Genomic DNA, 23,922 nt, shown 5'->3' with positions numbered 1-23,922 from the left:
CGTCCCCGCGGATGCCGTGAGGCCTCTGTCCGCTCTTTGGCCCTGGCGCACCTTCCCCGGTGCCAGGTCGGACCGCGGGCGGGCAGGGACCTGACGGCATCCGCCGTATCTTCCCCGGGAGTACGGAGCACGGAAGGGGGAGGGGCATGGTGACGGAGCACGAGCACGTTCCGGTGCTGCTGGACCGCATCGTCGAACTGTTCACCCCCGTCTTCGCCGACCGCGACGCGGTGCTGGTCGACGCGACCGTCGGGCTGGGCGGCCACTCCGACGCGCTCCTGGCGGCTTTCCCCCGGCTGCGGCTCGTCGCGCTGGACCGCGACCCCGCCGCGCTCGAGCGATCGGCCGAGCGGCTCGCGCGGCACGGTGACCGCGTGGATCTCGTCCACACCGTCTACGACGGACTCCCGGAAGCCCTCGAAGGTCTCGGACTGTCCCGTGTGGACGGCATCCTGTTCGACCTCGGCGTGTCCTCGATGCAGCTGGACCGCGCCGAGCGCGGCTTCGCATACTCGAAGGACTCCCCGCTGGACATGCGGATGGACCCGACCACCGGGTTCACCGCCGCCGACGTGCTCAACACCTACGCCGCAGGCGAGCTGGTCCGGATCCTGCGCGACTACGGCGAAGAGCGCTTCGCGCAGCGGATCGTCAAGGCGGTGGTCGCCGAGCGCGAGAAGGAGCCGTTCACGCGCAGCGCGCGGCTCGTGGAATTGCTCTACGACGCCGTGCCGGCCGCGAGCCGCCGCACCGGCGGGCACCCGGCCAAGCGCACGTTCCAGGCGTTGCGGATCGAGGTCAACGGCGAGCTGGAAGTGCTGCGGCGGGCGATACCCGCCGCGCTCTCGGCGCTCGCGATGGACGGCCGCATCGTCGTGGAGTCCTACCAGTCGCTCGAAGACCGCTTGGTGAAGCAGGCGTTCGCGGAGCTCGCGAAGTCGCGGACTCCGGAGGGCCTCCCGGTCGAACTGCCCGGGCACGGGCCCGAGCTGAAACTCCTGACCCGAGGAGCCGAGAAGGCAGGCGAAGGCGAGATCGAGCACAACCCGAGGGCCGCCTCCGTGCGGCTGCGGGCAGCACAGAGGATCGGAGAGCCGCGATGACCGCACCCACGAAGTCCCGCCGCCGCTCCGGCGCGCCGGCGACGCGCCGGAGCGCGCAAGCGGGGACCACGGTCGAGCAGGAACCGGAGGCCGCCGCCGGCCGCACCACCACGGCGCAGCCGGAAACCACTCCTCGCCGGTCCTCACGTGGCCGCACCACGGCGGCGGAGCGGGCCTACGCGCGCCGCGCGCAGCGGGCCGACCTGCTGCAGCAGCGTGAGCCGAAGAGGCCCGAGCCCAAGCTCGAACGCACCGAGGTCGCGGTCGGGCCGAAGCGGCTGGTGCTGCGCTGGCCGCGTTCGCGCGCCTCGTTCGTACTCGTCATGATGGGGCTGCTGGCCGTCGGCGTCGCCTCGACGCTGTGGCTGACCACGCAGGCCATCGCCGACTCCTACCGCCTCGAGCAGCTGCGCACCACCAACTCCGGGCTGGCCGAGACGAAGGACCGGCTCGAGCGAGACGTCGCGAAGGCGCAGTCGCCCGCGTCGCTGGCGCCGGCCGCGAAGCAGCTGGGCATGGTGCCCGGCGGCGACCCGGCCCGCATCGTCGTGGGGCCGGACGGCAAGACCACCGTCGTCGGCGAGCCGACGAAGGCCCAGCCGGCGGCCGGCTCGACGGCCGAGACGCCGCCGCAGCAGCCGGGTGCGCCCACCGGGCAGCCCGCCTCCGGTCAGCAGGAGGGCGGCATCGAGGGCGACCTGCCGGCCACCCCGGCGGGGCAGTGATGGTGGCTTCGGGGGCGAGCCGGGCGCGCGCCGCGGGCAGCGCTCGGCGCACCTACGCCGCGGGCACGCGCCGCGCGGTGGCCAAGCGCGGCAACGGCGGGCACCGCAGCCGCTTCTCGGCGGTGCGCATCCTGCTGGTGGCGCTCATGGTCGTCGCCGGCGTGAAGCTCGTGCAGGTGCAGTGGTTCGAGGCGCCCACGCTCTCGGCCGCGGCCGAGCGGCAGCGCAGCCTCACCATCGACATCCCCGCGCAGCGCGGGTCCATTGTGGACCGCAACGGCAACAAGCTCGCCTTCAGCGTGGAAACCCGCACGCTGTCGGTAAACCTGCGCGTGCTGCACAAGACGATGGACGACTACGCGAAGAAGAACCCCGCCAAGGGGCGGAACTTCGAAACCGAGGTCACCGCGGCGGCCAAGTACATCGCCTCGAAGGTGCCCAACCTGACCACGGAGCAGGAGCTGCTGACGAAGCTGCACAAGCCGCAGTCGTTCACCTACCTCGTGGACAACGTCGAGCCCTCCGTGGCCGACGACATCGTCAAGCAGTTCGCGTGGATCGGCGTGGAGAACCGCGCGATGCGCGAATACCCGGGCGACACGCTCGCGTCGAACATCGTCGGCCTCGCCAACTGGCGCATGGAGGACCCCGACGTATCCAAGCACAACCTCCACGGCGTGGTCGGGCTGGAGCAGTCGCGCGACAACGACCTGGCGGGGACGCCGGGCCGCGAGATCGTGAGCACCCAGAACGGCAACGACAACCTGTACCTGCCCGGCTCCGAGCACGTGCTGCAGGCCGCCATCCCCGGTTCGGACCTCGAGCTCACCATCGACTCGGACCTGCAGTACGAGTTGCAGCGGCAGCTGAGCGACTACGTCGCGCAGTCGCACGCCAAGGGCGGCCAGGCCGTGATCATGGACTCGAAGACCGGCGAGATCTACGCGCTGGCCGACGACCAGACGTTCAACCCGAACGACCAGTCGACCTTCCAGGACGAACTGCTCAACGACCGCGCGGTGACCACACCGTACGAACCGGGCTCGGTGAACAAGATCGTCACGGCCACCGCGGCCATCGACGAGGGCATCGCCACGCCGTTGTCGACGATCCCGGTGCCGGGCGAGATCAAGATCGCCGACCGCACGGTCCACGACGCGTGGGTGCACGGCACGCAGAACTTCACCACCACGGGCATCTTCGCCAAGTCCTCCAACGTCGGCACGCTGGAGCTGGCGCAGAAAATCGGCCCGGACCGCTACTCGGACCTGCTGAAGAAGTTCGGCATCGGCCAGCGCACCGGTCTCGGCCTGCCCGGTGAGAGCCCGGGTTACGTGCCGCCGCGCAGCCAGTGGTCCGCCAGTACGTTCGGCAACCTGCCGATCGGCCAGGGCCTGTCGATGACGGTGGTCCAGATGGCCGGGATGTACCAGGCGATCGCCAACAACGGCCTGCGCGTGCCGCCGCGGATCGTGAAGGCGAAGAAGAATCCGGACGGCACGGTCGTGCCCGAGCCGGCGCCGAAGCCGGTGCAGGTGGTCAGCCCGCAGACCGCGACGACGGTGCGCGACATGCTGCGCGCGGTGGTGCAGAACGCCAAGAGTCCCAACGCGGGCACCGCGCCGTCGGCCGCGCTGGAGGGCTACCAGATCTCGGGCAAGACGGGCACCGGCCAGCAGGTCGACCCGCGCACGAAGGCCTACAGCCAGAGCCTGGCCAACATCACCTTCGCCGGGATCCTGCCTGCCGACCACCCGCGGTTCGTCGTCGGCATCCGCCTCGACGCGCCGGACACCACACTGCCGGCCGGGCACTCGGCGGGGCCGCTGTTCCACTCCATCGCCTCGTACCTGACGCAGCGCTACCAGATTCCGCTGTCCGACGGTCCGGCGCCGGAGGTCCCGCTCATCATCCCGTGACGCGCCCGCGACGTTTCCGGGACACGACCGGAACGTCTTCGCAACGGTCCGCGCAAGGGCCGCCTCGCCGAGGTCACCACGCCGCGAGGCGGCCGTTGCCGTGTGTTTCCGCGTGCGATAGTCCACATCGGCTGGTGACAGTCATCGGAAACGCTTGCCCCGCAACGACGTTGCGCGCGTCGCATAGCACACGCGGGGTGCGCCGGCGCGTTCGCCGTACCGCCTTGGGTCACCCGATCGCGCTCTCGGTAACCTCTCGGGCGTGTCCGTGTCCTCGTCCAAGCCCCAGAGCGGGTCGGCTGCCTCGTCGCTGCCGGAAAGCCCGGTGAAGGCGGTCGCCGCCCCGCCCCGCCCGGCCCGGATCGACCCGGTCCCGCTGGCCACCCTGCTCGCCCGCGCGGGCGCCCGGTTGATCGCCGAGAGTCCCGAGGCCGCAGACCTCCCCGTCACCGGGACCACGCTGCGTGCGCAGCACGTGCTGCCGGGCGACCTGTTCGCCGGCCTGCCCGGCGCACGCGCCCACGGCGCCGACTTCAGCGACCAGGCCGTGGCCGCCGGCGCGGCCGCGGTGCTCACCGACGCGGAGGGCGCCGAGCGGCCCGCGTTGCGCGACGCCGGCATCCCGGTACTCGTGCACCCGGACCCGCGCGCCGCGCTCGGCGAGATCGCCGCGTGGATCTACGGGGAGCCGTCGCTGCACCTGTCCGTGCTGGGAGTCACTGGCACGTCGGGCAAGACCACCACCTCCTACCTGGTCGACTCCGGGCTGCGCGCCGCGGGCGTCACCACGGGCCTGATCGGCACGGTCGAGACGCGCATCGCGGGCGAGCGCCTGGCCAGCGGCTTCACCACACCGGAGGCTCCGGATCTGCAGGCGCTGCTCGCGGTGATGCTGGAGCGCGGCGTGACCCACGTGCCGATGGAGGTCTCGAGCCACGCGCTGTCGCTGGGGCGGGTCAACGGCACGCGCTTCGCCGTCGGTGCGTTCACGAACCTCTCGCAGGACCACCTCGACTTCCACCACGACATGGAGGAGTACTTCGCCGCCAAGTCGCTGCTGTTCGACGGCCGCTCGACCACCGAGGTCGTGGTCGTGGACACGGCGTGGGGCCGGGCGCTGCTCACGCCGCAGACGGTGACGGTGTCGATCGAGCAGGGCGTCGACGCCGCGTGGCGCGCCTCCGACATCGAGCCCACCGCGGCGGGGGAGCAGACCTTCACCCTGCACGGCCCCGACGGGCTCACGCACGCCGCGAAGATCCCGCTGCCGGGCACGTTCAACGTGGCCAACGCCGTGCTCGCCGCCGCGATCCTGGGCAGCGCCGGTGTGGACCCGGCGGCCATCGTCGCGGGCCTCGGCGCAGTGGAGGTGCCGGGCCGCATGGAGCGGGTGTACCTGGGCCAGGACTTCACCGCCGTCGTCGACTACGCGCACAAGCCCGCGGCCGTCGCACAGGGGCTCGACGCGCTGCGCGCCCGCACCGAGGGCCGCATCATCACCGTGCTCGGCTGCGGCGGCGACCGAGACACGGCCAAGCGCCCGATGATGGGGGAGGAGGCCGTGCGCCGCAGCGACGTGCTGATCGTGACCGACGACAACCCGCGGTCCGAGGACCCCGCCGTGATCCGCGCCGCGATGCTCGCCGGCGCGCGGGGCGTCGGGCCGTCACAGGGCGGCGAGGTCACGGAGATCGGCGACCGCCGCGAGGCCATCACCCACGCCGTGTCGCTCGCCCGCGCGGGCGACATCGTCTTCATCGCCGGCAAGGGCCACGAGACCGGCCAGGAGGTCCAGGGTGTCGTGCACCCGTTCTCCGACCGCGACGAGCTCGAGGCCGCCATCCGCAAGCATCTCGAGGTGAGTGCGTGATCGAGCTCAGCCTGGCCGAGATCGCCGACGTCGTCGGCGGCCGGCTGCACGGAGCCGACAGCTCGTCGGTCGTCACGGGGAGTGTCGAGTTCGACACGCGCAAGGTCGGGCCGGGTGGCCTCTTCGTCGCCCTGCCCGGCGAGCGTGTCGACGGGCACGACTTCGCCGCGAAGGCCGTGGCGGCCGGTGCCGTCGCGGTGCTGGCCGGCCGCGAGGTCGACGCGCCCGCGATCGTGGTGCCGCCGCTGCCCGAGGGGCAGGCCCACGAGCGTTCGGTCGCGCTGGCCGGCGACACCGACGGGTCCGGTGCCGCCGTGCTGGCCGCGCTCGCGAAGCTGGCCGGACACGTCGTCGGCCGGCTCGCCGCCGAGGGCCTCACGGTCGTGGCGCTGACCGGGTCGTCGGGCAAGACCTCGACCAAGGACGTGATCGCGCAGCTGCTGGAGCCGATGGGTCCCACGGTCGCGCCGCCGGGATCGTTCAACAGCGAGCTCGGCCACCCGTGGACCGCGCTGCGCGCCGGCCACGACACGAAATACCTGGTGCTGGAGATGTCTGCGCGCGGGATGGGGCACATCGCCGACGCGGCCGCGATCACGCCGCCGCGCATCGGGGCCGTGCTCAACGTCGGCAGCGCGCACGTCGGCGAGTTCGGTTCGCGCGAAGCCATCGCGAAGGCCAAGGGCGAGCTCGTGGAGGCGCTGCCGAGCGCCGACGCGGGCGGCGTCGCGGTGCTGAACCTCGACGACCCGCTGGTGGCCGCCATGGCGAACCGCACGAGCGCGCGCGTGGTCGGCGTCGGCGAGACCGCGTCGGCGCAGGTCCGTGCCGCCGACATCACACTCGACGCCGAGGCCCGCGCGTCGTTCCGGCTGATCACCCCCGACGGCGAAGCGCCGGTGACGCTGCCGCTGCACGGCGAACACCATGTCGGCAACGCGCTCTCGGCCGCCGCGATCGCCCTGGAGCTCGGCGCGACGCCGGCCGAGGTCGCGCAGCGGCTGTCCGCCCTCGAGCGCCGCTCGGCCCACCGGATGGCCGTGACCACACGCGCCGACGGCGTCACGATCCTCAACGACGCGTACAACGCCAACCCCGAATCAATGCGCGCCGCGCTGAAGGCCCTCGCGTCGATGCGCCGGACCGGCCGCCGCGCGTGGGCCGTGCTGGGCATGATGGGCGAGCTCGGCGCCGACTCCGTGACCGAGCACGACTCCATCGGCCGCCTCGCGGTGCGCCTCAACATCGACAAGCTCGTCGTCGTCGGCGACGAGGCCGCGCCGATGCACCAGGGGGCCTCGCAGGAGGGCTCCTGGAACGAGGAGTCGGTGCAGGTACCCGATGGCGACGCTGCCGTGGCCCTGCTGCATGATCAGCTCCGTCCCGGAGACGTGGTGCTGGTCAAGGCCTCCAACGCCGCTGGCCTGTGGCACGTGGCCGAGGCGTTGCTCGCCCCCTCCGAAGACGCTGCACAATCCGTTTCCCCATCCCCCTCCCCGTCCTCTGAACGCTCGAACGGTGGTCACGCGTGATCAACATCCTGATCGCGGCCGCGGCGGGTCTGCTGGTCTCCATCCTGCTCACGCCCTACCTGATCCGGGTCTTCTCCCGGCAGGGTTTCGGGCAGGAGATCCGCGAAGAAGGGCCCCAGGGCCACAAGTCGAAGCGCGGCACCCCGACGATGGGTGGCGTCGCGATCATCATCGCGATGGTCGTCGGCTACTTCGTCGCACACCTGATCAGCTGGCTCGGCAACTCCCACAGCTCGGCGCCGTCCGCGTCCGGCCTGCTGGTGCTCATGCTGGCCGTGGGACTCGGCATCGTCGGGTTCCTCGACGACTTCATCAAGATCCGCAAGCAGCGCAACCTCGGTCTGAACAAGACCGCGAAGCTGGTCGGCCAGCTCGTGGTCACGATCCTGTTCGCGGTGCTGTCGCTGCAGTTCGCCGACGAGCACGGCCTCACGCCCGCGTCGCAGAGCCTCTCCTACGTGCGTGACCTGGCCCTGATCACGTTCCCGTGGATCGTGTTCGTGATCTTCTGCTACGTGGTCATCTCCGGCTGGTCGAACGCGGTGAACTTCACCGACGGCCTCGACGGCCTGGCCGGCGGCGCCGCGGCGATGGTGCTGGCCACCTACGTGATCATCTCCTTCTGGCAGGCGCGCCTCTCGTGCGCCGACGGGCCCACGACCGCCTGTTACGACGTGCGCGACCCGCTGGACCTCGCGGTGGTCGCCGCCGCGGCGACCGGCGCGTGCGTCGGCTTCCTGTGGTGGAACGCCGCGCCGGCCAAGATCTTCATGGGTGACACCGGTTCGCTGGCGCTCGGCGGTCTCGTCGCCGGCCTGTCGATGACCACCCGCACGGAGCTGCTCGCCATCGTGATCGGCGGCCTGTTCATGGTCGAGATGATCTCGGTGGTCACCCAGATCGCGGTCTTCCGCACAACGCGGCGAAGGCTCTTCCGGATGGCGCCCTTCCACCACCACTTCGAGCTCGCCGGGTGGGCGGAAACCACGGTGATCATCCGGTTCTGGCTGCTCTCGGCCATCTGCTGCATGTTCGGCCTGGGGCTGTTCTACAGCGAACAGCTCGGCGTCGGGAGTTAGGTCTTGACCGACAGGGAGCTGCTGCTCGAAGGCAAGAACGTGCTCGTGGCGGGCGCCGGCGTCACCGGGAAGTCGGTGGTGCCGGTCCTGCGGGAGCTGGGCGCTCACGTGACGGTCACCGACGGCAACGCCGAGCGGCTCGAAGAGCTGGCCGGCCTCGGGGCCGAGCTGGTGCCGGGCCTCAGCGAACCGCCGCCGGGCACCGTGCTCGTGGTGACGAGCCCGGGCTGGCGGCCCACGTCGCCGCTGCTGACCGCCGCGGCGGCCGCCGGCGTCGAGGTGATCGGCGACGTCGAGCTGGCGTGGCGGGTCGGACAGCTGCGCGAGCGGCCGCCGTCGTGGCTGGTGATCACCGGTACGAACGGCAAGACCACCACCGTCGGCATGCTCGAGTCGATGCTGCAAGCGGGCGGGGTCGACGCCGTGGCCTGTGGCAATGTCGGCTACGCGGTGCTCGACGCCGTGCGGGCCGGCCACGCCGTGCTTGCCGTGGAGCTGTCCAGCTTCCAGCTGCACTGGTCCTCGACCGTCGCGCCCGACGCGTCGGTGGTGCTCAACCTCGCCGAGGACCACATCGACTGGCACGGCTCGATGGCGGAGTACGGCGCTGCGAAGGGGCGGGCGCACGAGCGCTCGCGCGTGGTCGTGCACAACGCCGACGACGAGTGGTCCACCCGCCTCGCCGAGGAACACGCGCCCGCGGGCGCCCGCCGTGTCGGGTTCCGCCTGGACACGCCGCACGCGGGTGAGCTGGGCCTGGTCGAGGACCTGCTGGTGGACCGCGCGTTCGTCGCCGATCCCGCCACGAGCGCGGAAGAGCTGGCGACCATCGCCGACGTGCGCCCGGCTGGGCCGCACAATGTCGCCAACGCGCTGGCCGCCGCCGCCCTCGCGCGCGCCCACGGGGTGTCGACCGAGGCCGTGCTCAAGGGGCTGCGCGAGTACCAGCCGGCGCCGCACCGCGCACAGGAGGTCGCCGAAATCGGCGGCGTGCGCTACGTGAACGACTCGAAGGCCACCAACCCGCACGCCGCGAGCGGCTCGCTGCGGGCCCACGAGAGCATCGTGTGGATCGCCGGGGGCCAGCTCAAGGGCGCTGCGGTCGACGAACTCGTGGCCTCGATCGCCGGCAGGCTGCGCGGAGTTGTGCTACTCGGCGTGGATTCACCCGTGATCGCAGCCGCTGTTGCGCGACACGCGCCGGATGTCCCGGTGAACCGCCTCCGTCCGGGTGACGATGAACCCATGACTGCGGCGGTGGATGCGGCCAGCGCGATGGCTCACCCTGGTGACGTGGTGCTGCTCGCGCCCGCCGCCGCCTCGTTGGACATGTTCCGCAACTACGGCGAGCGCGGCGACGCGTTCATCGCGGCGGTGCGTGTCCTCGCGGGCGGTGCGGCGGGGGCGGCGAATGACGGTAGTTGACGAGAAGCGGACCCAGGACCGGCCCGAGCGGCCGAACCGGCGCGAGCGCAAGGTAAGCCCGTTCGTGGCCTTCCGGACCGCGCTCACGGCCTGGCTCTCGCGGCCGCTGGCGTCGTTCCACCTCGTGCTCGCCCTCACCGGGGTGCTCACCGTGATCGGCATCGTGATGGTGCTTTCGGCGTCGTCGGTCGCCTCCTACGACCCGACCACCGGCAGTAGCGTGTATTCGCTGTTCTACCGCCAGCTGATGTTCGTGGCGATCGGCACCGTGGTGTTCTGGGTCGGTCTGCGGATCAAGCTCGAGCGCATCCGCCGGATGTCGGCGACCATGGTGGTGATCTGCCTCGGCTTGCTGATGCTGGTGCTCACGCCGCTGGGGTCCACCGTGAACGGCTCGCAGGGTTGGTTCAAGCTCGGCGTGTTCACGTTCCAGCCGGTGGAGGCCGCGAAGGTCGCGCTGGCGTTCTGGGGTGCGCACATCCTGGTGATCAAGTACAACGTCATCCACCAGTGGCGCCACTTGCTCGTGCCGGTCGTCCCGGTCGCACTCGTGATGTTCGCCCTGGTCATGCTGCAACCCGACCTCGGCGGCACGGTCACCCTCGCCGTGGTGCTGCTGGCTCTGCTGTGGTTCGCGGGCGCACCCAAACGGCTCTTCGGCGTGATCATGGCCGGTGGTCTGGCCGGCGTGTTGGTGCTGGCGATCATCGCGCCGTACCGGCTCGACCGCGTGCTGTCGTTCCTCTCGCCGGACACCGACCTCAGCTCCGCCGGTTACCAGGCCAACCAGGCGAAGCTCGCGCTCGCCGACGGCGGCCTGTTCGGCAAAGGCCTCGGCCAGGGCGCCTCCAACTGGGGCTACCTGCCCAACGTGCAGAACGACTTCATCTTCGCGCTCGTGGGCGAGGAGCTCGGCTTCGTCGGCTGCGCCGTGGTGCTCGCCCTGTACTCGCTGGTCGCGGTGGTCGGGCTGCGGATCGCGACGCGCAACATCGACCCGTGGATCCGGATCGTCGCGGGCACGCTCACGATGTTCCTGGTCGCGCAGGCCGCCATCAACATCGGCTACGTCGTCGGCCTGCTGCCCGTCACGGGCGTCACGCTGCCGTTGATCTCCTACGGCGGCACCTCGCTGCTCATCACGATGCTCATCATGGGCGTGCTGGCCAACGCCGCCCGGCACGAACCGGAGGCGGTGGCCGCGCTGCGTTCGCAGGGCCCGGGTAAATTCGGACGCCTGCTGAGGCTGCCCGCGCCCGACCCGTACCGCCCGCCCACGACCACCCGCAAGGGACTGGCCGGGCGGGGGACCGGTTCGGGGGCCAAGGCGGCCCGGCCGGCGCCACGCGCGGCCCGGCCCGCACCGGCGCAAGAGCGCCGCAGGTCGGTCCGTCAGCCGACGCGGCGCAGCACTGCCGCACGGACGAACGCGGCGCGGACAACAGCGAACCGCGGTGCCAGGGGTACCGCGAACCGGAGAGGTCATTGGTGAGTAACCCCGTCAAGGGAGCCGAGCGATCCCCCTCGGGCAAGGTGCCCGTGGTGGTCGTCGCCGGAGGTGGCACCGCAGGACACATCGAACCCGCCCTCGCCCTGGCCGACGCCGTCATGCGGCTGCGCCCCGACGCGAAGGTGATCGCGCTGGGCACGGCGCGCGGCCTGGAGAACAAGCTGGTGCCGGCTCGCGGTTACCCGCTGGAGCTCATCCCGCCGGTGCCGATGCCACGCAAGCCGACCCCGGAGTTGCTGCGGCTCCCGCTGAAGGTCCGCGACTCCGTGCGCCGGACCCGCGACGTGCTGGAGCGCGTCGGCGCCGACGTCGTGGTGGGCTTCGGCGGCTACGTCGCGCTGCCCGCGTACCTCGCCGCGCGGGGCCGCACGCCGATCGTGGTGCACGAGGCCAACAAGTCGCCGGGCCTGGCCAACAAGGTGGGCGCCCGCTTCGCCGCGCGCGTCGCCGTCGCCGTGCCGGGCACGCCGCTGCCGAAGGCCGAGGTCGTCGGGATCCCGCTGCGCCGGTCCATCACGTCCCTCGACCGCGCCGCGCTGCGCGCCGAGGCCCGCAAGTTCTTCGACCTCGACCCGGACGCCCCGACGCTGCTGGTGTTCGGCGGCTCGCAGGGCGCGCAGTCGATCAACAGCGCCGTGTCCGGTGCCGCGAAGGAGCTGGCCGAGGCCGGCGTCGGCGTGCTCCACGCCCACGGCCCGAAGAACACCCTGGTGGTGCACGAGTTCCAGGGCAAGCCGGCGTATGTGCCGGTGCCCTACCTGGAACGCATGGACCTCGCCTACGCCGCGGCAGACGTGGTGCTGTGCCGCTCGGGCGCGATGACCGCGGCCGAGGTGTCCGCCGTCGGACTGCCGGCCGTGTTCGTGCCGCTGCCGCACGGCAACGGCGAGCAGGCTGTGAACGCGCAGCCCGCCGTCGACGCGGGTGCCGCCTTCCTGGTGCCAGACGGCGAGCTCACCCCGGCCAAGGTGGCCGAGCTGGTGGTGCCGCTGGTCACCGACGCCGCGCGCGTCGCCACGATGAGCGAGGCCGCCGTGGGGATGGGACACCGCGAGGCCGACGAGACGCTCGCCAAGATCGTGCTGGAGGCCGCAGGTGCCTGAGCTGCCTGAAGAACTGCGCCGCGCGCACCTGATCGGCATCGGCGGAGCCGGCATGTCCGGCATCGCGCGGATCCTGCTCGCCCGCGGGGCGGCCGTGTCCGGTTCGGACGCCAAGGAATCGCGCGCGCTGCTGTCGCTGCGCGCCCAGGGCGCCGAGCTGTTCGTGGGCCAGCGCGCGGAGAACCTCGACACGCTCGCCCAGGCCCCGTCGGCCGTCGTGGTGTCCACGGCGATCAAGGAGTCCAACCCGGAGCTGGCCGCGGCCCGTGCGCGCGACATCCCCGTGCTGCACCGCGCGCAGGCGCTCGCGGGATTGATGGAGGGCCACCGCGTGGCCTGCATCGCCGGCACGCACGGCAAGACCTCGACCACGTCGATGCTCACCGTCGCGCTGCAGCACTGCCGGCTTGACCCGTCGTTCGCGATCGGTGGCGACCTCAACGAGTCGGGTGCCAACGCGCACCACGGCGAGGGCGGGGTCTTCATCGCGGAAGCCGACGAGAGCGACGGCTCGTTCCTGACGTACTCGCCGTCGGTCGCCGTGGTGACAAACGTCGAGCCCGACCACCTGGACCACCACGGCACCGCCGAGGCTTACGTGAAGGTGTTCACCGAATTCGTCGGGCGTCTGCAGCCGGGTGGCCTGCTCGTGGTGTGCGCCGACGACCGGGGCGCCGCGACGCTGGGCGACGCGGCGGCCGCCGAAGACGTGCGCGTGCGCCGCTACGGTCGCACCGCCACCGCCGAGGGCGACGTGCGCGTGCTCGACTACAAGCCCGCCCCGGACGGCGGCCAGGTGCGGCTGTCGCTCGACGGCGAGGAGCTCGACCTGCGCGTAGCCGTGCCGGGCGAGCACATGGCGCTCAACGCGGTCGCCGCCCTGCTGGCCGGACTCGAGCTGGGCGCGCCGGTGGCCGGCCTGGCCGAGGGGCTCGCCGCGTTCGGCGGGGTGCGCCGCCGCTTCGAGTTCAAGGGCCGCTCCGGCGACGTCCGCGTGTACGACGACTACGCCCACCACCCGACCGAGGTGGCCGCGCAGCTCAAGGCTGTGCGCACGGCGGCCGGGCTCGGCCGCGTGCTCGTGGTGTTCCAGCCGCACCTGTACTCGCGCACGCAGACGTTCGCGGAGGAGTTCGCCGAGGCGCTGTCGCTCGCCGACGAGGTCGTGGTGCTCGACGTGTACGGCGCTCGCGAAGAGCCGGTGCCGGGCGTGACCGGCGCCCTGATCGCCGACGGCGTGACGAGCCCGGTGCACTACCAGCCCGCGTTCGACCTCGCGGCGAAGCTCGTGGCCGACCTCGTGAAGCCGGGTGATCTCGTGGTGACCATGGGCGCGGGTGACGTGACACAGCTGGGCCCGGAGATCCTGGCCGAGCTCGACCGGAGGACCGCGAGCGCATGACGTCGACCAGGGAGCGCCGCAACCCGCCCTCGTCCGAAGAGGACGAGCGGGATCGCGCGGCCCTGGTCCGCGCCCGGCGGGGGCGGCGCTCGGAAGAGGAGCGCCGCCGCACCCGCTCGAGCCGCTCGTCGGCGCCGCGCTCGGGCCGGGCGGCTCGAGTGGAGAACCTGCGCGCGCGTCCGACGCGGAAGAAGGAGATCCGGCGCCGCTGGGTCGCACTGCTCATGGTCGTCACGCTCGTGGCTCTCGGATACCTGCTGTTCTTCAGCTCGATGCTCGGGGTGAAGGACGTGGCGGTGCAGGGCGCGAAAACCGTGTCGGCGGAGCAGATCCGTGCCGTCGCCGCCGTGCCGGCCGACAAGCCGATGCTGCTCGTCGACGTCGACGGGATCCGCGACCGGGTGGCGGAGATGCCGGGGGTCGCGACCGTGGACGTGTCGCGCTCGTGGCCCAACACCGTGGAGATCACGGTGACCGAGCGCACGGCCATCGCGTTCTTCGACAGCGGCCCGGGCGGTGACGGGGTGCACCTCGTCGACGGCGCCGGGGTCGTGTTCAAGACCGTGATGACACGCCCGGCGGGGCTGCCGGAGCTGAAGCTGCCCAAGGTGTCAGCCGATGACCCGGTGACGCGTGCGGTGACCGCCGTGCTCGGCGTGATCCCGCACGCGCTGCTCAAGCAGGTCACCACCGCGACGGCCCAGACACCGGCCAGCGTCCAGTTCACCCTCGCCGACGGCAAGACGGTCCGCTGGGGCGATGCCGGCAAGACCGACCGCAAGGCGAAGGTGCTGGCCGCCCTGCTCACCCAGAAGGGCAAGGTCTACGACGTCTCGGCGCCCGAGCTGCCGACCATCACGTCCTGACCTGGCTTTTCCACTGGCACCATCTTCTCCGTATGCTGTACGCTGTTTAATTCCGTACGGCATACGAGAGGAAGTGGGGAGCATGCCGATTCTGGTGACAGGTGCCACCGGAAACGTCGGGCGGCTCGTGGTCGACGAACTCCTGGCCCGTGGCGCGGCGGTGCGCGCGCTGACGAAGGATCCCGAGCAGGCGGCGCTGCCGGCCGGGGTCGAGGTGATCGTGGGTTCGCTCGCGCGGCCGTCGACGCTGCCGCGGGCGCTCGAAGGCGTCGAGGACGTGTACCTCGCGCCAATGGCGCGCACGGTCACGCGGTTTTGCGAGCTGGCCGCCGAGGCAGGGGTGCGGCGGGTGGTGGCGCTGTCCGGCAGCAGCGTCGGGGACGAGCACGACGGGTCGAGCGGACCGGAGTTCGCGGCGGTGGAGGCCGCGGTGACGACGGCCGGGTTCGCCCGGACGTTCCTGCGGCCGGGGGTGTTCATGGCGAACTCGCTCGGCTGGGCGTATTCCGTGCACACGCACGGGGAGATCCGCACCGCGTATGCGGAAGCGACGCAGACGCCGATCGACCTGGCCGACATCGCGGCCGTCGCCGCGCACGTGCTCACCACCGAGGGCCACGACGGGCGGACGTATGTCCTCAGTGGACCGGAGGCGCTCACGCTACGGGAGATGGCCCGGAAAATCGCCGAAGCGCTGGGCCGCGACGTGCCGTTCGTGGAGCTGACCCGGGAGCAGCAGCGCGCCGAGTGGGTCGGGCTGGGGATCCCGGGCGAGATCGCCGACTGGCTGCTCGACGGGTTCGCCGCCGCGGTGGAGCGTCCGGTGGCGCCGACCGGGGTGGTCGAGGACCTGCTGGGCCACCGCGGGGTGACCTACGCCGAGTGGGCCGCGCGCCACACCGGCGCGTTCTCCTGAGCCTCAGTCGTCGGTACTCGGTTGCCGGCTCTCAGCTGTCAACCGAGCGCCGTTCGGTCGTCCACCACGCCAGCGCGATCAGCGGGATGACGGCGCCGAACACCGCAACGGCCGTCCAGCCGCCCAGGTGGTAGAGGACCGAGCCGATCTCCGACCCGATCGCCCCGCCCACGAAGAACGTGGCCAGGTAGATGCTGTTCACGCGGGCGCGGGCGTTCGGGTCGAGCTGGTAGATCACGTGCTGGCCCGACACCATCGTGGTCTGCACGGCCATGTCGAGGGCGATCGCCGCCACGGCGAGCAGGAGCACGCTGTGCGCGCCGAACCCGCCGACGGCGAACGCCGCGGCGCACAGCAGGAAGGACGCGCCGGTGGCCACGCGACCGTGGCCGTGGTCAGCCCAGCGCCCGGCGAGCGGCGCGATCGCGGCCCCGGCCGCGCCGACGAGCGCGAACAGCCCGACGCCCAGCTGCGAGTAGTGGAACGGCGCGGAGGTGAGCACGAACGCGATCGTGGTCCAGAAGGCGCTGAAGACCGAGTAGAGCGCGGCCTGGTACAGCGCGCGGCGGCGCAGCGCCGGGTGGTCGCGGGCGAGCCGCAGCGTGGAGCGCAGCAGCTCTCCATAGTGGACGGATGTCTTCGGCGCGCGCCGCGGCAGGCTGAAGCGCAGTGCCACGGCGAGGATCGCCATCAGCCCGGCCGAGATCAGGAACACGACCCGCCAGGTCGTGACCTCGGCGAGCAGGCTCGCGGCGACACGGGAGAGCAGGATGCCGAACAGCAGTCCGCTCATCACGCGCCCGACGATGCGCCCGCGCACGGCGTCGGGCGTGAGGTCGGCCGTGAGCGGGATCAGGATCTGCACCACCACCGACGTCGAGCCGGCGATGAGCGACGCGATCAGCAGCACGGAGAACTGCGGCGCGAGGCCGGTGGCGACCAGTCCGGCGCACGCGATGGCCAGCAGCAGTGACACCAGGCTGCGGTTCTCCACGCGGTCGCCGAGCGGGACGATCAGGAGCATGCCCGCCGCGTAGCCGATCTGAGTGGCGGTGACCACACCGCCGGCCGCGGCTTCGCCGACACCGAACGTGGTGCGCAGCTCATTGAGCAACGGCTGCGCGTAGTAGAGATTCGCGACCGTCAGTCCACAAGAGACGGCGAGCAGCAGGACGAGCCACGAGGGTGGCGCCTGCTGAGGCGCCGGGGGTGACGTGGTCTCGGCTTCGGGCTGGGCCACGGGCACCTCGTTCTCGACAACCGGAACAACCGGTTCCCCAGTCTAACAGCCGGTAACCGGCGTCCGGGGTGATCTGCACGACCCGGAAGCGCTTGTGCGCCGCCGGTTTCCGCCCGGCGTGTCCGGGTTACCCGGAGCCCGCTCCGGCCACAGTGGACAGTGGTCCGAGCGGGCCGGGCCATCCGCCGCGGCCGCGCGCGTGCGGACGCGGGTATGGCGGTGGGGTGAGGGGGCCGAGTTGCCGGTGGCCCGTCGGCTGTCGCGCCTGCTGGTCGGCGCCGGGCTGCTGGGCGGGAGCCGAGGGCAGCCTCGGGTCCGCTGCGGTCATTCGCGAGCGGGCAGTGGGGTGGGCAGGGGCCGAGTCGCCGACGGCCTGCGCGACCGCGTCGGAGCATGCTCACGAAGGGGATCGCGGGCCGTGCCACACCGGCGTCAAGCAGGGCGGTACGCCCTCGTCGACCGGACAAAACGGTGAAGGCCGCCCCTCCGGCCGGAGGGGCGGCCTTCACCGCGTGGTGAATCAGGCGAGCGCCGCGTCCATCGTGATCGTGGTGCCGGCGAGGGCCTTGGAGACCGGGCAGGTCTTCTCGGCGGTCTCGGCCAGCTCCGCGAACTGCTCCGGCGTCACGCCGTCGAGCTTCGCGCGCAGGGTGATGGCGATCCCGCTGATCTCGAAGCCGCCGCCCTGAGCCGGGCCGAGTGTGACCTCGGCGGAGACGTCGATGGACTCCGCCTGGAGCTTCTGCGACTCCAGCACGCCCGAGAGGTTCATCGCGAGGCAAGAGGAGTGCGCGGCGGCGATGAGCTCTTCGGGGCTGGTCTGGCCGTCGGGGTTGCCCGAGCGGGTGGGGAAGGACACCTCGAACGTGCCGGCGTTGGACGAGTCGAGCGTGACCTCCCCCTTGCCCTTCTGCAGTCCGCCGGTCCAGTGGGTCGTCGCGTCGCGGCTGGGCACAACTGCCTCCTCGGTGCCGGATCCTCCGGGGTGGGGGATCGCTGTGGTACGTCTGTCCATCAACATAGTGCGCGATCAGATTGCGCGCAACCTAACTGACAAAAAAAGATTGCCCGGTGCGGAAGGCTGCACCTCGTGACCACACCACCGGAACGCCCCGAGCCGCCCATGGACGCCGACGAGCGCACCCAGCTCACCGGTTTCCTCGACTTCCTGCGCGCGAGCGTCGTGTGGAAGTGCGGCGGGCTCACCGACGAGCAGGCCCGCCGCCGCCACCTGCCTAGCGAGCTGACCACCATCGCCGGCCTGCTCGGGCACCTCACGCTCGTGGAGAACTACTGGTTCCGCGTGGTGCTCGACGGTCAGCCCGACGAGTGGGAAGAGGCCCTGGAGCTCGACCGCGACGCCGAGTTCCGGGCGGCGCTCGCTACCCCGATCGAGCAGCTCGTGGCCGCCTACGAAGCGGAGACCGCGCGCTGCCGCGAGGTCGTGGCGGCGCGCGAGTTCACCGACACCGTGCTCCACAAAGGCGAACGGCAGCTGAACGTGCGCTGGGTCGTGACGCACATGATCGAGGAGACCGCCCGCCACCTCGGCCACCTCGACCTGCTGCGCGAGCTGACCGACGGTCTCACCGGCGAGTGAGCTTCTTCGGCGGCAACGGGACGAACCCGCTGGTGCGCTTCACATACGTCGCGTAACCCGGCCGCGTGCGCGCCATGCTCTTCTCCAGCATCGGCTTCCCGCTGCCGCGCGCGAGGGTGAACGTCATGGCGATCGGCGAGAGGATCGTCGCCGCGCCGGGCCACGTCGAGCACGCCAGCAGGTACAGGCCCCACCAGACGCAGGCGTCGCCGAAGTAGTTCGGGTGCCGCGTGTAGCGCCACAGCCCGGTGTCGAGCACCTTGCCGCGGTTGTCCGGGTCCGCGCGGAACCGGCTCAGCTGGGCGTCGCCGACGGACTCGAAGGTGAAGCCGAGCACCCACACCGCCACGCCGATCCAGCCGAGCACACCGAGGCCGGTGCCGTACATCGCGAACTGCACCGGCAGCGAGACGAACCACAGGATCACGGCCTGCACGAGGTAGACCCGGACGAAGATCCGCGCGCCCGGGTTGTCGCCGGCGCGTTCGACCATCCGCTGGTAGCGCGGGTCCTCGCCGCCGCCGCGGTTGCGCAGGTGCAGGTGGACGGCGAGCCGCACACCCCACACGACCGTGAGCGCGGCCGTGACCAGCCGCAGCACAAGTGGTCCGCTGCCCAGCGGGAACGCGACCACGGCGACCAGGGCGAAACCGAGTCCCCAGAACGTGTCGATGGTGTCGTAGCGGCCCCGCAGCCGGGCGATCCCGAACGTCACCGTCACCGCCACCAGCACCACGCCGGCGGTGATCGCGACGAGCGGGCCGAGGCCGATCACGCCCACTCCCGCGTGGGCGGCAGCCCGTTTTCGCCGGTTTCGGTGGGCCGCACGGCCAGGATCTGGTCCACGCCCATGCGGTTCTCCTCGAACGCCAGCGCGCCGCCCACGAGGTAGAGCCGCCACACGCGGGCCTCGGCCTCGCCGACCAGCGCGACGGCCTCGGCCCAGTGGAACTCCAGGGTCTCGGCCCATTCACGCACGGTCGTCACGTAATGCTCCCGCAGCGCGTGCACGTCGCGGATCTCGAACCCGGCTGTCTCGAGGTGGCCGAGCGTGCGGCTCAGGGGCCGCATCGTCATGTCGGGGGCGATGTAGCGCTCGATGAACGCGCCACCGCCGGGCGCGACCGCCCCGCGCGACATCTGCTGCAGCACGAGCCGCCCGGCCGGGTTCAGCATGCGGAACAGCGTATTCGCGTACGTCGGATAGTTCTCTTCACCGACGTGCTCGCCCATCTCTACGGACGCGACGGCGTCGAACGGCTCGCCCGTCAGCTCCCGGTAGTCCTGCTGCCGCACCTCGACGCGGTCTTCGAGGTCGTGCTGGGCCAGGCGCCCCCGCACGTGCTGCACCTGCTGGGCCGACAGCGTCACGCCCACCGCGTGCACGCCGTGGTGCTTGGCCGCGTGCACCAGCAGCGAACCCCAGCCGCAGCCCACGTCGAGCAGCCGCATGCCTGGGCGCAGGCCGAGCTTGCGGCAGATCAGCTCCAGCTTGTCGTGCTGCGCCTGCGCGAGGCCGTAGCCGGGTTCCTCCGACGTCCGGTACCCCGACGAGTAGGCCATCGAGTCGTCGAGCAGCAGCTGGTAGAAGGCGTTGGACAGGTCGTAGTGGTGGGCGATGGCCGACCGGTCGCGCCGCAGGCTGTGCAGCACGCCGGTCAGCCTCGCCTCCTCCGCGGGCGGTTTCGGCGGCAGGCCCAGCACGCCCAGGCGCGCGGCTAGCCCGGCCGCGCCGGCCCAGTCCCGCGGGGCGAGCTGTACCCTCCTCAGCTCGCCCGAACGAGTCAGCGCCCAGATCCGCCGAAACCCCTCGGCGAGGTCTCCTTCCACGTCGAGGTCACCCGACACGTAGGCGCGCGCCAGGCCCAGCTCGCCCCGTGCGTAGAGCAGCCGGCGCAGCGCGCGGCGGTTCTTCAGGACGACGGTCGGGCCCTCGGGGCCCACGCGCTCGCCGTCCCACGTGCGGACGGCGATGGGCAGCGGCGCGCCGAGAAGGCGTTCGACGAAGGTGGCCAAGCGGTTCGCGGTGCTGTTCGGCATACCCGGGGTTCGAAACCCCCGGCCGCGGGGATGGGTCCCGATCCCCACCAATCCACAGTGGCACCGGTCCCGAATCCCTGCCGTGCACCAGACAACGGGACACCACCCCCACCGACACCGCATCGCTGTCATCGGCAGCGGGGTCGCCGGCCTCACCGCCGCATACCTGCTGCAGCGCGGCCACGAGGTGCTGCTGTTCGAAGCCGACCCCCGGCTCGGCGGGCACGCCCACACCCACGACTTGCCCAGCGCCCACGGCGGCACGATCGGCGTGGACACCGGCTTCATCGTCCACAACGAACGCACGTACGCCACGCTGCTGCGCCTGTTCGGCGAGCTCGGCGTGCGCACCCGCGAGAGCGAGATGTCGATGAGCATCCGCTGCGACGGGTGCGGCCTCGAGTACGCCGGCGCCAAGGGCGTGCGCGGGCTGTTCGCGCAGCGGCGCAACGCCACCGACCACCGCTACCTGCGCATGCTCACCGAGGTCAAGCGCTTCCACCGGCACGCGGCGCGGCTGCTGCAGCGCGAGGACGCCGGCGACGTGGGCCTCGGCGCGTTCCTCGCGATCGGCGGGTACTCGCGCTACTTCGTGGACCACTTCGTGCTGCCGCTCGTGTCCACCGTCTGGTCGGCCGACCGCACCGACACGCTGAAGTATCCGGCGCGCTACCTGTTCGAGTTCCTGCGCAACCACGGGATGCTGACGGTGAAGAACTCGCCGGCGTGGCGGACGGTCGAGGGCGGCTCGCGCGAGTACGTGGAGCTGGCCGCGAAGCAGCTCACCGCCGTGCACCTGTCCACGCCGGTGCGCTCGGTGCGGCGAACCGCGCGCGGCATCGAGATCCGCGACGACGCCGACACCCGCTACCGGGTCGACCGGGTCGTGGTCGCCACCCACGCCGACCAGGCGCTGCGGCTGCTGGCCGACCCGACGCCCGCCGAGCGCGAGGTGCTCGGCGCGTTCCGCTACTCCCACAACGACGCCTGGTTGCACACCGACACGAGCGTGCTGCCGTCCGCCGAGGCCGCCCGGTCCGGCTGGAACTACCGCACGCCCGTGTGCGGCGCCGGCAGCGACGCCGTGCAGGTGAGCTACGACATGAACCGCCTGATGCGCCTCGAGGAGCCCGCTGGCTACGTCGTCACGCTCAACCCGCGGGACGAGCCCGACGCTTCGTCCGTCGTCGCGAAAATGACGTACGAGCATCCCGTCTACACGCCGGAATCTGTTGCCGCGCAACGGAAACTCGCCGCGTTGAACGACGGGGTCATCGCCTACGCCGGCGCCTACCACGGCTGGGGGTTCCACGAGGACGGCTGCTCGTCGGGCGTCCGCGCGGCCGCGAGCTTCGGGGTGGACTGGTGACCGCCGCGCTGTACGACGCCACAGTCGGCCACGTGCGCCTCGCGGATCCGCCGTACGCGTTCGTGCACAAGCTGTACCTGTGGTTCACCGACCTCGACTCGCCGGCGCGGCTGCCGTGGTGGCTGCGGCCGTTCGCGACCTTCGACGGCCGCGACCACTTCGAGCCCGGCGACGCGGGCGACATCCGGTCCAAACTGGACCGCTGGCTGGCCCGCCTCGGGGTGGACCTGCGCGGCGGGCCGGTGACGATGCTCGCGGCGGCGCGCGTGCTGGGGTACGTGTTCAACCCGATCACCGTCTACTGGTGCCACACGCCGGACGGCGCGCTCGAGTGCGTCGTCGCGGAAGTCCACAACACCTACGGCGGGCGGCACGCGTACCTGCTGCGCCCCGATGCGGCGGGTGAGTCCCGCGCGGAGAAGGAGTTCTACGTGTCGCCGTTCCAGGAGATGACGGGGGAGTACCGCATGCGCCTGCCGCGGCCGGATGCGCTGCTCGACCTCACCGTCGCGTTGCATCAAGGCGCGAAGACGCCGTTGCTCGCTACGCTGCGAGGAGTCCGCAGGCCGGCCGGCGCGCGTTCGCTCGCGCGGCTCGTGCTCGGCCGGCCTCTGCAGCCGCAGCGCGTGGCCGCGCTGATCCGCCGCCACGGCGTCGCGTTGTGGCTGCGCAAGGCCCCGGTGGCCACCCGGACCCCGCAGAACTCGTCAGGAGCGCGCCATGGATGAGACCGCCCGCCCGCGCCCGGTCGCGGCCGTGCCGGTGGGCGCCGAGCACGCGGCGCCCACGGCAGAGGACCTCATGGCCCAGGTCGCCAAGGGCGACGAGCGGGCGTTCGAGCTGCTCTACGACCAGCTCGCGGGACCGGTCTACGGCCTCGTGCGGCGGATCGTGCGCGACTCGGCCCAGTCCGAGGAGGTGACGCAGGAGGTGCTCGTCGAGCTCTGGAGGACCGCCACGCGCTACTCGCCCGAGAAGGGCAGCGCGCTCAACTGGGCGATGACGCTGGCGCACCGCCGCGCCGTCGACCGGGTGCGCTCCGCGCGGGCCGGCACCGAACGCGAGCAGAAGGCGACGTTCGAGGCTGCGCGCGGCCGGCCGTTCGACGAGGTGGCCGAGTCGGTCACCGCCCGGCTGGAGCGCTCGCAGGTGCGCCGCTGCCTCAGGTCGCTCACGGAGCTGCAGCGCGAGTCGGTGCTCCTGGCGTACTACCAGGGCTACACCTACCGCGAGGTCTCCGACGTGCTGGCGACTCCGCAGGGGACGATCAAGACGAGGGTGCGCGACGGGCTGATCCGGCTGCGCGACTGCCTGGGGGTGACCGCGTGAACTCGCCGGAGATGCACACGTTGACCGGTGCCTATGCGCTCGACGCCCTGTCGGACACCGAGCGCGCCCTGTTCCGCCGGCACCTCGAACAATGCGCGGCCTGCGCGCAGGAGGTCCGCGAGCTGCGGGCCACCGCGGGCCGGCTCGGCGCGGCGATGGCCGAGGAGCCGCCCGCGTCGCTGAAGGCGCGCGTGGTCGCCGAGATGCGCTCGACGCCGCAGCTGCCGCCGTTGTCCGGGCCCGAACCGGGGGAGCGTTCGCGCGGCCGCCGCCGCTGGCCGCTGATCCTGGCCACGGCGGCCGCGGTGGTGGGTCTCGCGCTCGCCGGCGTGTTCGGCGGGCTCGCCGCGACCACGCAGGGGCGCCTCGATGCGGCGCAGTCGCAGCTGGACCAGGCGCGCGTGCGCTACCAGCCCGTCGCGGAGATCCTGGCCGCACCGGACGCGCAGGCGATCCACGGCACCGCGCCCGGCGGGGGCGGGGGCACGGTGGTGGTGTCGAAGCGGCTCGACCGCATGATGTTCATGGAGTCGGACCTGCCGCCGTATCCCGCGGGGCACGTCTACCAGGCGTGGCTGATGGGCCCGAACCTCGCGCCGCGCCCGGCCGGCCTGCTGCCGGGCGGACCCGCGGGGTCTCTGGTGGTGGCCGACGGGCTGGCCGGCGCGGACCAGTTCGCGATCAGCGTGGAACAGGCCGGCGGCTCGCCCACCGGAAAGCCTTCGGACGACGTGGTTCTCGTGATGTCGATGCCGGCCTGATCTGGTGCTGCCGCTGCGGTGACACTGCCGAGAGCGGCGGTACCGGTTTCCCGCCGGTGCCGCCGTTTCCGTGTTTCTCCGTTGCCATAGCAGACGGGTGGATCACGGGGCGACCGGGTTCCCGGCCTTGCGC

21 protein-coding genes are annotated in these 23,922 nt (G+C 72.0%); 17 read left to right on the top strand and 4 right to left on the bottom strand.

Annotation, left to right across the window (positions count from 1 at the left end; genetic code table 11):
• Window positions 1–146: 146 nt before the first annotated feature.
• The 12 genes from rsmH to AB0F91_RS29180 all read left to right on the top strand — a co-directional run bounded on the left by rsmH (window position 147) and on the right by AB0F91_RS29180 (window position 15,450).
• Window positions 147–1,103, top strand: coding sequence for a 16S rRNA (cytosine(1402)-N(4))-methyltransferase RsmH (gene rsmH / locus AB0F91_RS29235; RefSeq protein ID WP_360602526.1), 957 nt, complete (start codon window positions 147–149; stop codon window positions 1,101–1,103).
• Window positions 1,100–1,828: a hypothetical protein gene (locus AB0F91_RS29230; protein ID WP_360602524.1), complete on the top strand. Its 729-nt coding sequence runs from the start codon at window positions 1,100–1,102 to the stop codon at window positions 1,826–1,828. The genes rsmH and AB0F91_RS29230 overlap by 4 nt, the downstream gene beginning before the upstream one ends.
• The gene (locus AB0F91_RS29225) at window positions 1,828–3,747 is read left to right on the top strand and encodes a penicillin-binding protein 2 (protein WP_360602522.1); all 1,920 of its coding nucleotides are present in this window, start codon (window positions 1,828–1,830) and stop codon (window positions 3,745–3,747) included. Before AB0F91_RS29230 ends, AB0F91_RS29225 begins: the two co-directional genes overlap by 1 nt.
• A 325-nt stretch (window positions 3,748–4,072) precedes the next feature.
• Entirely contained in the window at window positions 4,073–5,617 is a 1,545-nt protein-coding gene (locus AB0F91_RS29220) for a UDP-N-acetylmuramoyl-L-alanyl-D-glutamate--2,6-diaminopimelate ligase (protein ID WP_360602743.1), read from the top strand.
• The gene (murF, locus tag AB0F91_RS29215; protein WP_360602520.1) at window positions 5,614–7,149 is read left to right on the top strand and encodes a UDP-N-acetylmuramoyl-tripeptide--D-alanyl-D-alanine ligase; all 1,536 of its coding nucleotides are present in this window, start codon (window positions 5,614–5,616) and stop codon (window positions 7,147–7,149) included. The genes AB0F91_RS29220 and murF overlap by 4 nt, the downstream gene beginning before the upstream one ends.
• Window positions 7,146–8,228: a phospho-N-acetylmuramoyl-pentapeptide-transferase gene (gene mraY / locus AB0F91_RS29210; RefSeq protein WP_220242233.1), complete on the top strand. Its 1,083-nt coding sequence runs from the start codon at window positions 7,146–7,148 to the stop codon at window positions 8,226–8,228. Before murF ends, mraY begins: the two co-directional genes overlap by 4 nt.
• An 18-nt stretch (window positions 8,229–8,246) precedes the next feature.
• Window positions 8,247–9,653, top strand: a complete 1,407-nt coding sequence (gene murD, locus AB0F91_RS29205; RefSeq protein WP_360602741.1) for a UDP-N-acetylmuramoyl-L-alanine--D-glutamate ligase — start codon at window positions 8,247–8,249, stop codon at window positions 9,651–9,653.
• A complete protein-coding gene (gene ftsW, locus AB0F91_RS29200) occupies window positions 9,640–11,145 on the top strand; it encodes a putative lipid II flippase FtsW (protein WP_360602518.1) in 1,506 nt (501 codons plus the stop codon). The genes murD and ftsW overlap by 14 nt, the downstream gene beginning before the upstream one ends.
• The gene (murG, locus tag AB0F91_RS29195) at window positions 11,142–12,266 is read left to right on the top strand and encodes an undecaprenyldiphospho-muramoylpentapeptide beta-N-acetylglucosaminyltransferase (protein ID WP_360602516.1); all 1,125 of its coding nucleotides are present in this window, start codon (window positions 11,142–11,144) and stop codon (window positions 12,264–12,266) included. Before ftsW ends, murG begins: the two co-directional genes overlap by 4 nt.
• Window positions 12,259–13,668 (top strand): UDP-N-acetylmuramate--L-alanine ligase, encoded by a 1,410-nt coding sequence (murC, locus tag AB0F91_RS29190; protein ID WP_360602514.1) that lies wholly within the window; start codon window positions 12,259–12,261, stop codon window positions 13,666–13,668. Before murG ends, murC begins: the two co-directional genes overlap by 8 nt.
• Complete coding sequence (locus AB0F91_RS29185; protein WP_360602512.1) at window positions 13,665–14,534, top strand: FtsQ-type POTRA domain-containing protein; 870 nt, start codon at window positions 13,665–13,667, stop codon at window positions 14,532–14,534. Before murC ends, AB0F91_RS29185 begins: the two co-directional genes overlap by 4 nt.
• A gap of 82 nt (window positions 14,535–14,616) precedes the next feature.
• The gene (locus AB0F91_RS29180; RefSeq protein WP_360602510.1) at window positions 14,617–15,450 is read left to right on the top strand and encodes an NAD(P)H-binding protein; all 834 of its coding nucleotides are present in this window, start codon (window positions 14,617–14,619) and stop codon (window positions 15,448–15,450) included.
• 31 nt (window positions 15,451–15,481) lie between these two features.
• Here AB0F91_RS29180 and AB0F91_RS29175 read toward each other — a convergent pair whose 3' ends face one another.
• Both AB0F91_RS29175 and AB0F91_RS29170 read right to left on the bottom strand, forming a co-directional pair.
• Complete coding sequence (locus tag AB0F91_RS29175) at window positions 15,482–16,690, bottom strand: MFS transporter (protein ID WP_360602508.1); 1,209 nt, start codon at window positions 16,688–16,690, stop codon at window positions 15,482–15,484.
• Window positions 16,691–17,210: 520 nt separating this feature from the next.
• Window positions 17,211–17,645 carry an OsmC family peroxiredoxin gene (locus tag AB0F91_RS29170; RefSeq protein WP_360602506.1) on the bottom strand — a complete coding sequence of 145 codons (435 nt, stop codon included), beginning with the start codon at window positions 17,643–17,645 and terminating at the stop codon, window positions 17,211–17,213.
• A 135-nt stretch (window positions 17,646–17,780) separates the two neighbouring features.
• Here AB0F91_RS29170 and AB0F91_RS29165 point away from each other — a divergent pair, with 135 nt between their 5' ends.
• On the top strand, window positions 17,781–18,290 hold the full coding sequence (locus tag AB0F91_RS29165; protein WP_360602504.1) for a DinB family protein: 510 nt from the start codon (window positions 17,781–17,783) through the stop codon (window positions 18,288–18,290).
• Here AB0F91_RS29165 and AB0F91_RS29160 read toward each other — a convergent pair.
• Both AB0F91_RS29160 and AB0F91_RS29155 read right to left on the bottom strand, forming a co-directional pair.
• The gene (locus AB0F91_RS29160) at window positions 18,277–19,062 is read right to left on the bottom strand and encodes a DUF1295 domain-containing protein (protein WP_360602739.1); all 786 of its coding nucleotides are present in this window, start codon (window positions 19,060–19,062) and stop codon (window positions 18,277–18,279) included. The two genes, AB0F91_RS29165 and AB0F91_RS29160, sit on opposite strands and share 14 nt — an antisense overlap.
• Window positions 19,062–20,330, bottom strand: coding sequence for a cyclopropane-fatty-acyl-phospholipid synthase family protein (locus AB0F91_RS29155; RefSeq protein ID WP_360602502.1), 1,269 nt, complete (start codon window positions 20,328–20,330; stop codon window positions 19,062–19,064). Before AB0F91_RS29155 ends, AB0F91_RS29160 begins: the two co-directional genes overlap by 1 nt.
• Before the next feature lie 82 nt (window positions 20,331–20,412).
• Here AB0F91_RS29155 and AB0F91_RS29150 point away from each other — a divergent pair, with 82 nt between their 5' ends.
• Genes AB0F91_RS29150 through AB0F91_RS29135 form a run of 4 tightly spaced genes read left to right on the top strand, consistent with a single transcriptional unit; the run spans window position 20,413 to window position 23,789 of the window.
• Complete coding sequence (locus AB0F91_RS29150; protein ID WP_360602500.1) at window positions 20,413–21,699, top strand: FAD-dependent oxidoreductase; 1,287 nt, start codon at window positions 20,413–20,415, stop codon at window positions 21,697–21,699.
• On the top strand, window positions 21,693–22,427 hold the full coding sequence (locus tag AB0F91_RS29145; protein ID WP_360602736.1) for a DUF1365 domain-containing protein: 735 nt from the start codon (window positions 21,693–21,695) through the stop codon (window positions 22,425–22,427). Before AB0F91_RS29150 ends, AB0F91_RS29145 begins: the two co-directional genes overlap by 7 nt.
• Complete coding sequence (gene sigK, locus AB0F91_RS29140; RefSeq protein WP_360602498.1) at window positions 22,420–23,028, top strand: ECF RNA polymerase sigma factor SigK; 609 nt, start codon at window positions 22,420–22,422, stop codon at window positions 23,026–23,028. The genes AB0F91_RS29145 and sigK overlap by 8 nt, the downstream gene beginning before the upstream one ends.
• Window positions 23,025–23,789 (top strand): anti-sigma factor, encoded by a 765-nt coding sequence (locus AB0F91_RS29135; protein WP_360602496.1) that lies wholly within the window; start codon window positions 23,025–23,027, stop codon window positions 23,787–23,789. The genes sigK and AB0F91_RS29135 overlap by 4 nt, the downstream gene beginning before the upstream one ends.
• The last annotated feature ends 133 nt before the right edge of the window (window positions 23,790–23,922 follow it).

This window comes from Amycolatopsis sp. NPDC023774, assembly GCF_040639695.1.
Taxonomy (GTDB): Bacteria; Actinomycetota; Actinomycetes; order Mycobacteriales; family Pseudonocardiaceae; genus Amycolatopsis.
The sequence above is the reverse complement of the archived record's forward strand: the minus strand, read 5'-3'. Positions and strand labels throughout refer to the sequence as shown.

Excerpts from the sequence above, each read along its gene's own strand:
- rsmH (WP_360602526.1), top strand. The coding sequence starts at position 147 with ATGGTGACGGAGCACGAGCACGTTCCGGTGCTGCTGGACCGCATCGTC.
- AB0F91_RS29230 (WP_360602524.1), top strand. The coding sequence starts at position 1,100 with ATGACCGCACCCACGAAGTCCCGCCGCCGCTCCGGCGCGCCGGCGACG.
- AB0F91_RS29225 (WP_360602522.1), top strand. The coding sequence starts at position 1,828 with ATGGTGGCTTCGGGGGCGAGCCGGGCGCGCGCCGCGGGCAGCGCTCGG.
- ftsW (WP_360602518.1), top strand. The coding sequence starts at position 9,640 with ATGACGGTAGTTGACGAGAAGCGGACCCAGGACCGGCCCGAGCGGCCG.
- AB0F91_RS29185 (WP_360602512.1), top strand. The coding sequence starts at position 13,665 with ATGACGTCGACCAGGGAGCGCCGCAACCCGCCCTCGTCCGAAGAGGAC.
- AB0F91_RS29180 (WP_360602510.1), top strand. The coding sequence starts at position 14,617 with ATGCCGATTCTGGTGACAGGTGCCACCGGAAACGTCGGGCGGCTCGTG.
- AB0F91_RS29155 (WP_360602502.1), bottom strand. The coding sequence starts at position 20,330 with ATGCCGAACAGCACCGCGAACCGCTTGGCCACCTTCGTCGAACGCCTT.
- sigK (WP_360602498.1), top strand. The coding sequence starts at position 22,420 with ATGGATGAGACCGCCCGCCCGCGCCCGGTCGCGGCCGTGCCGGTGGGC.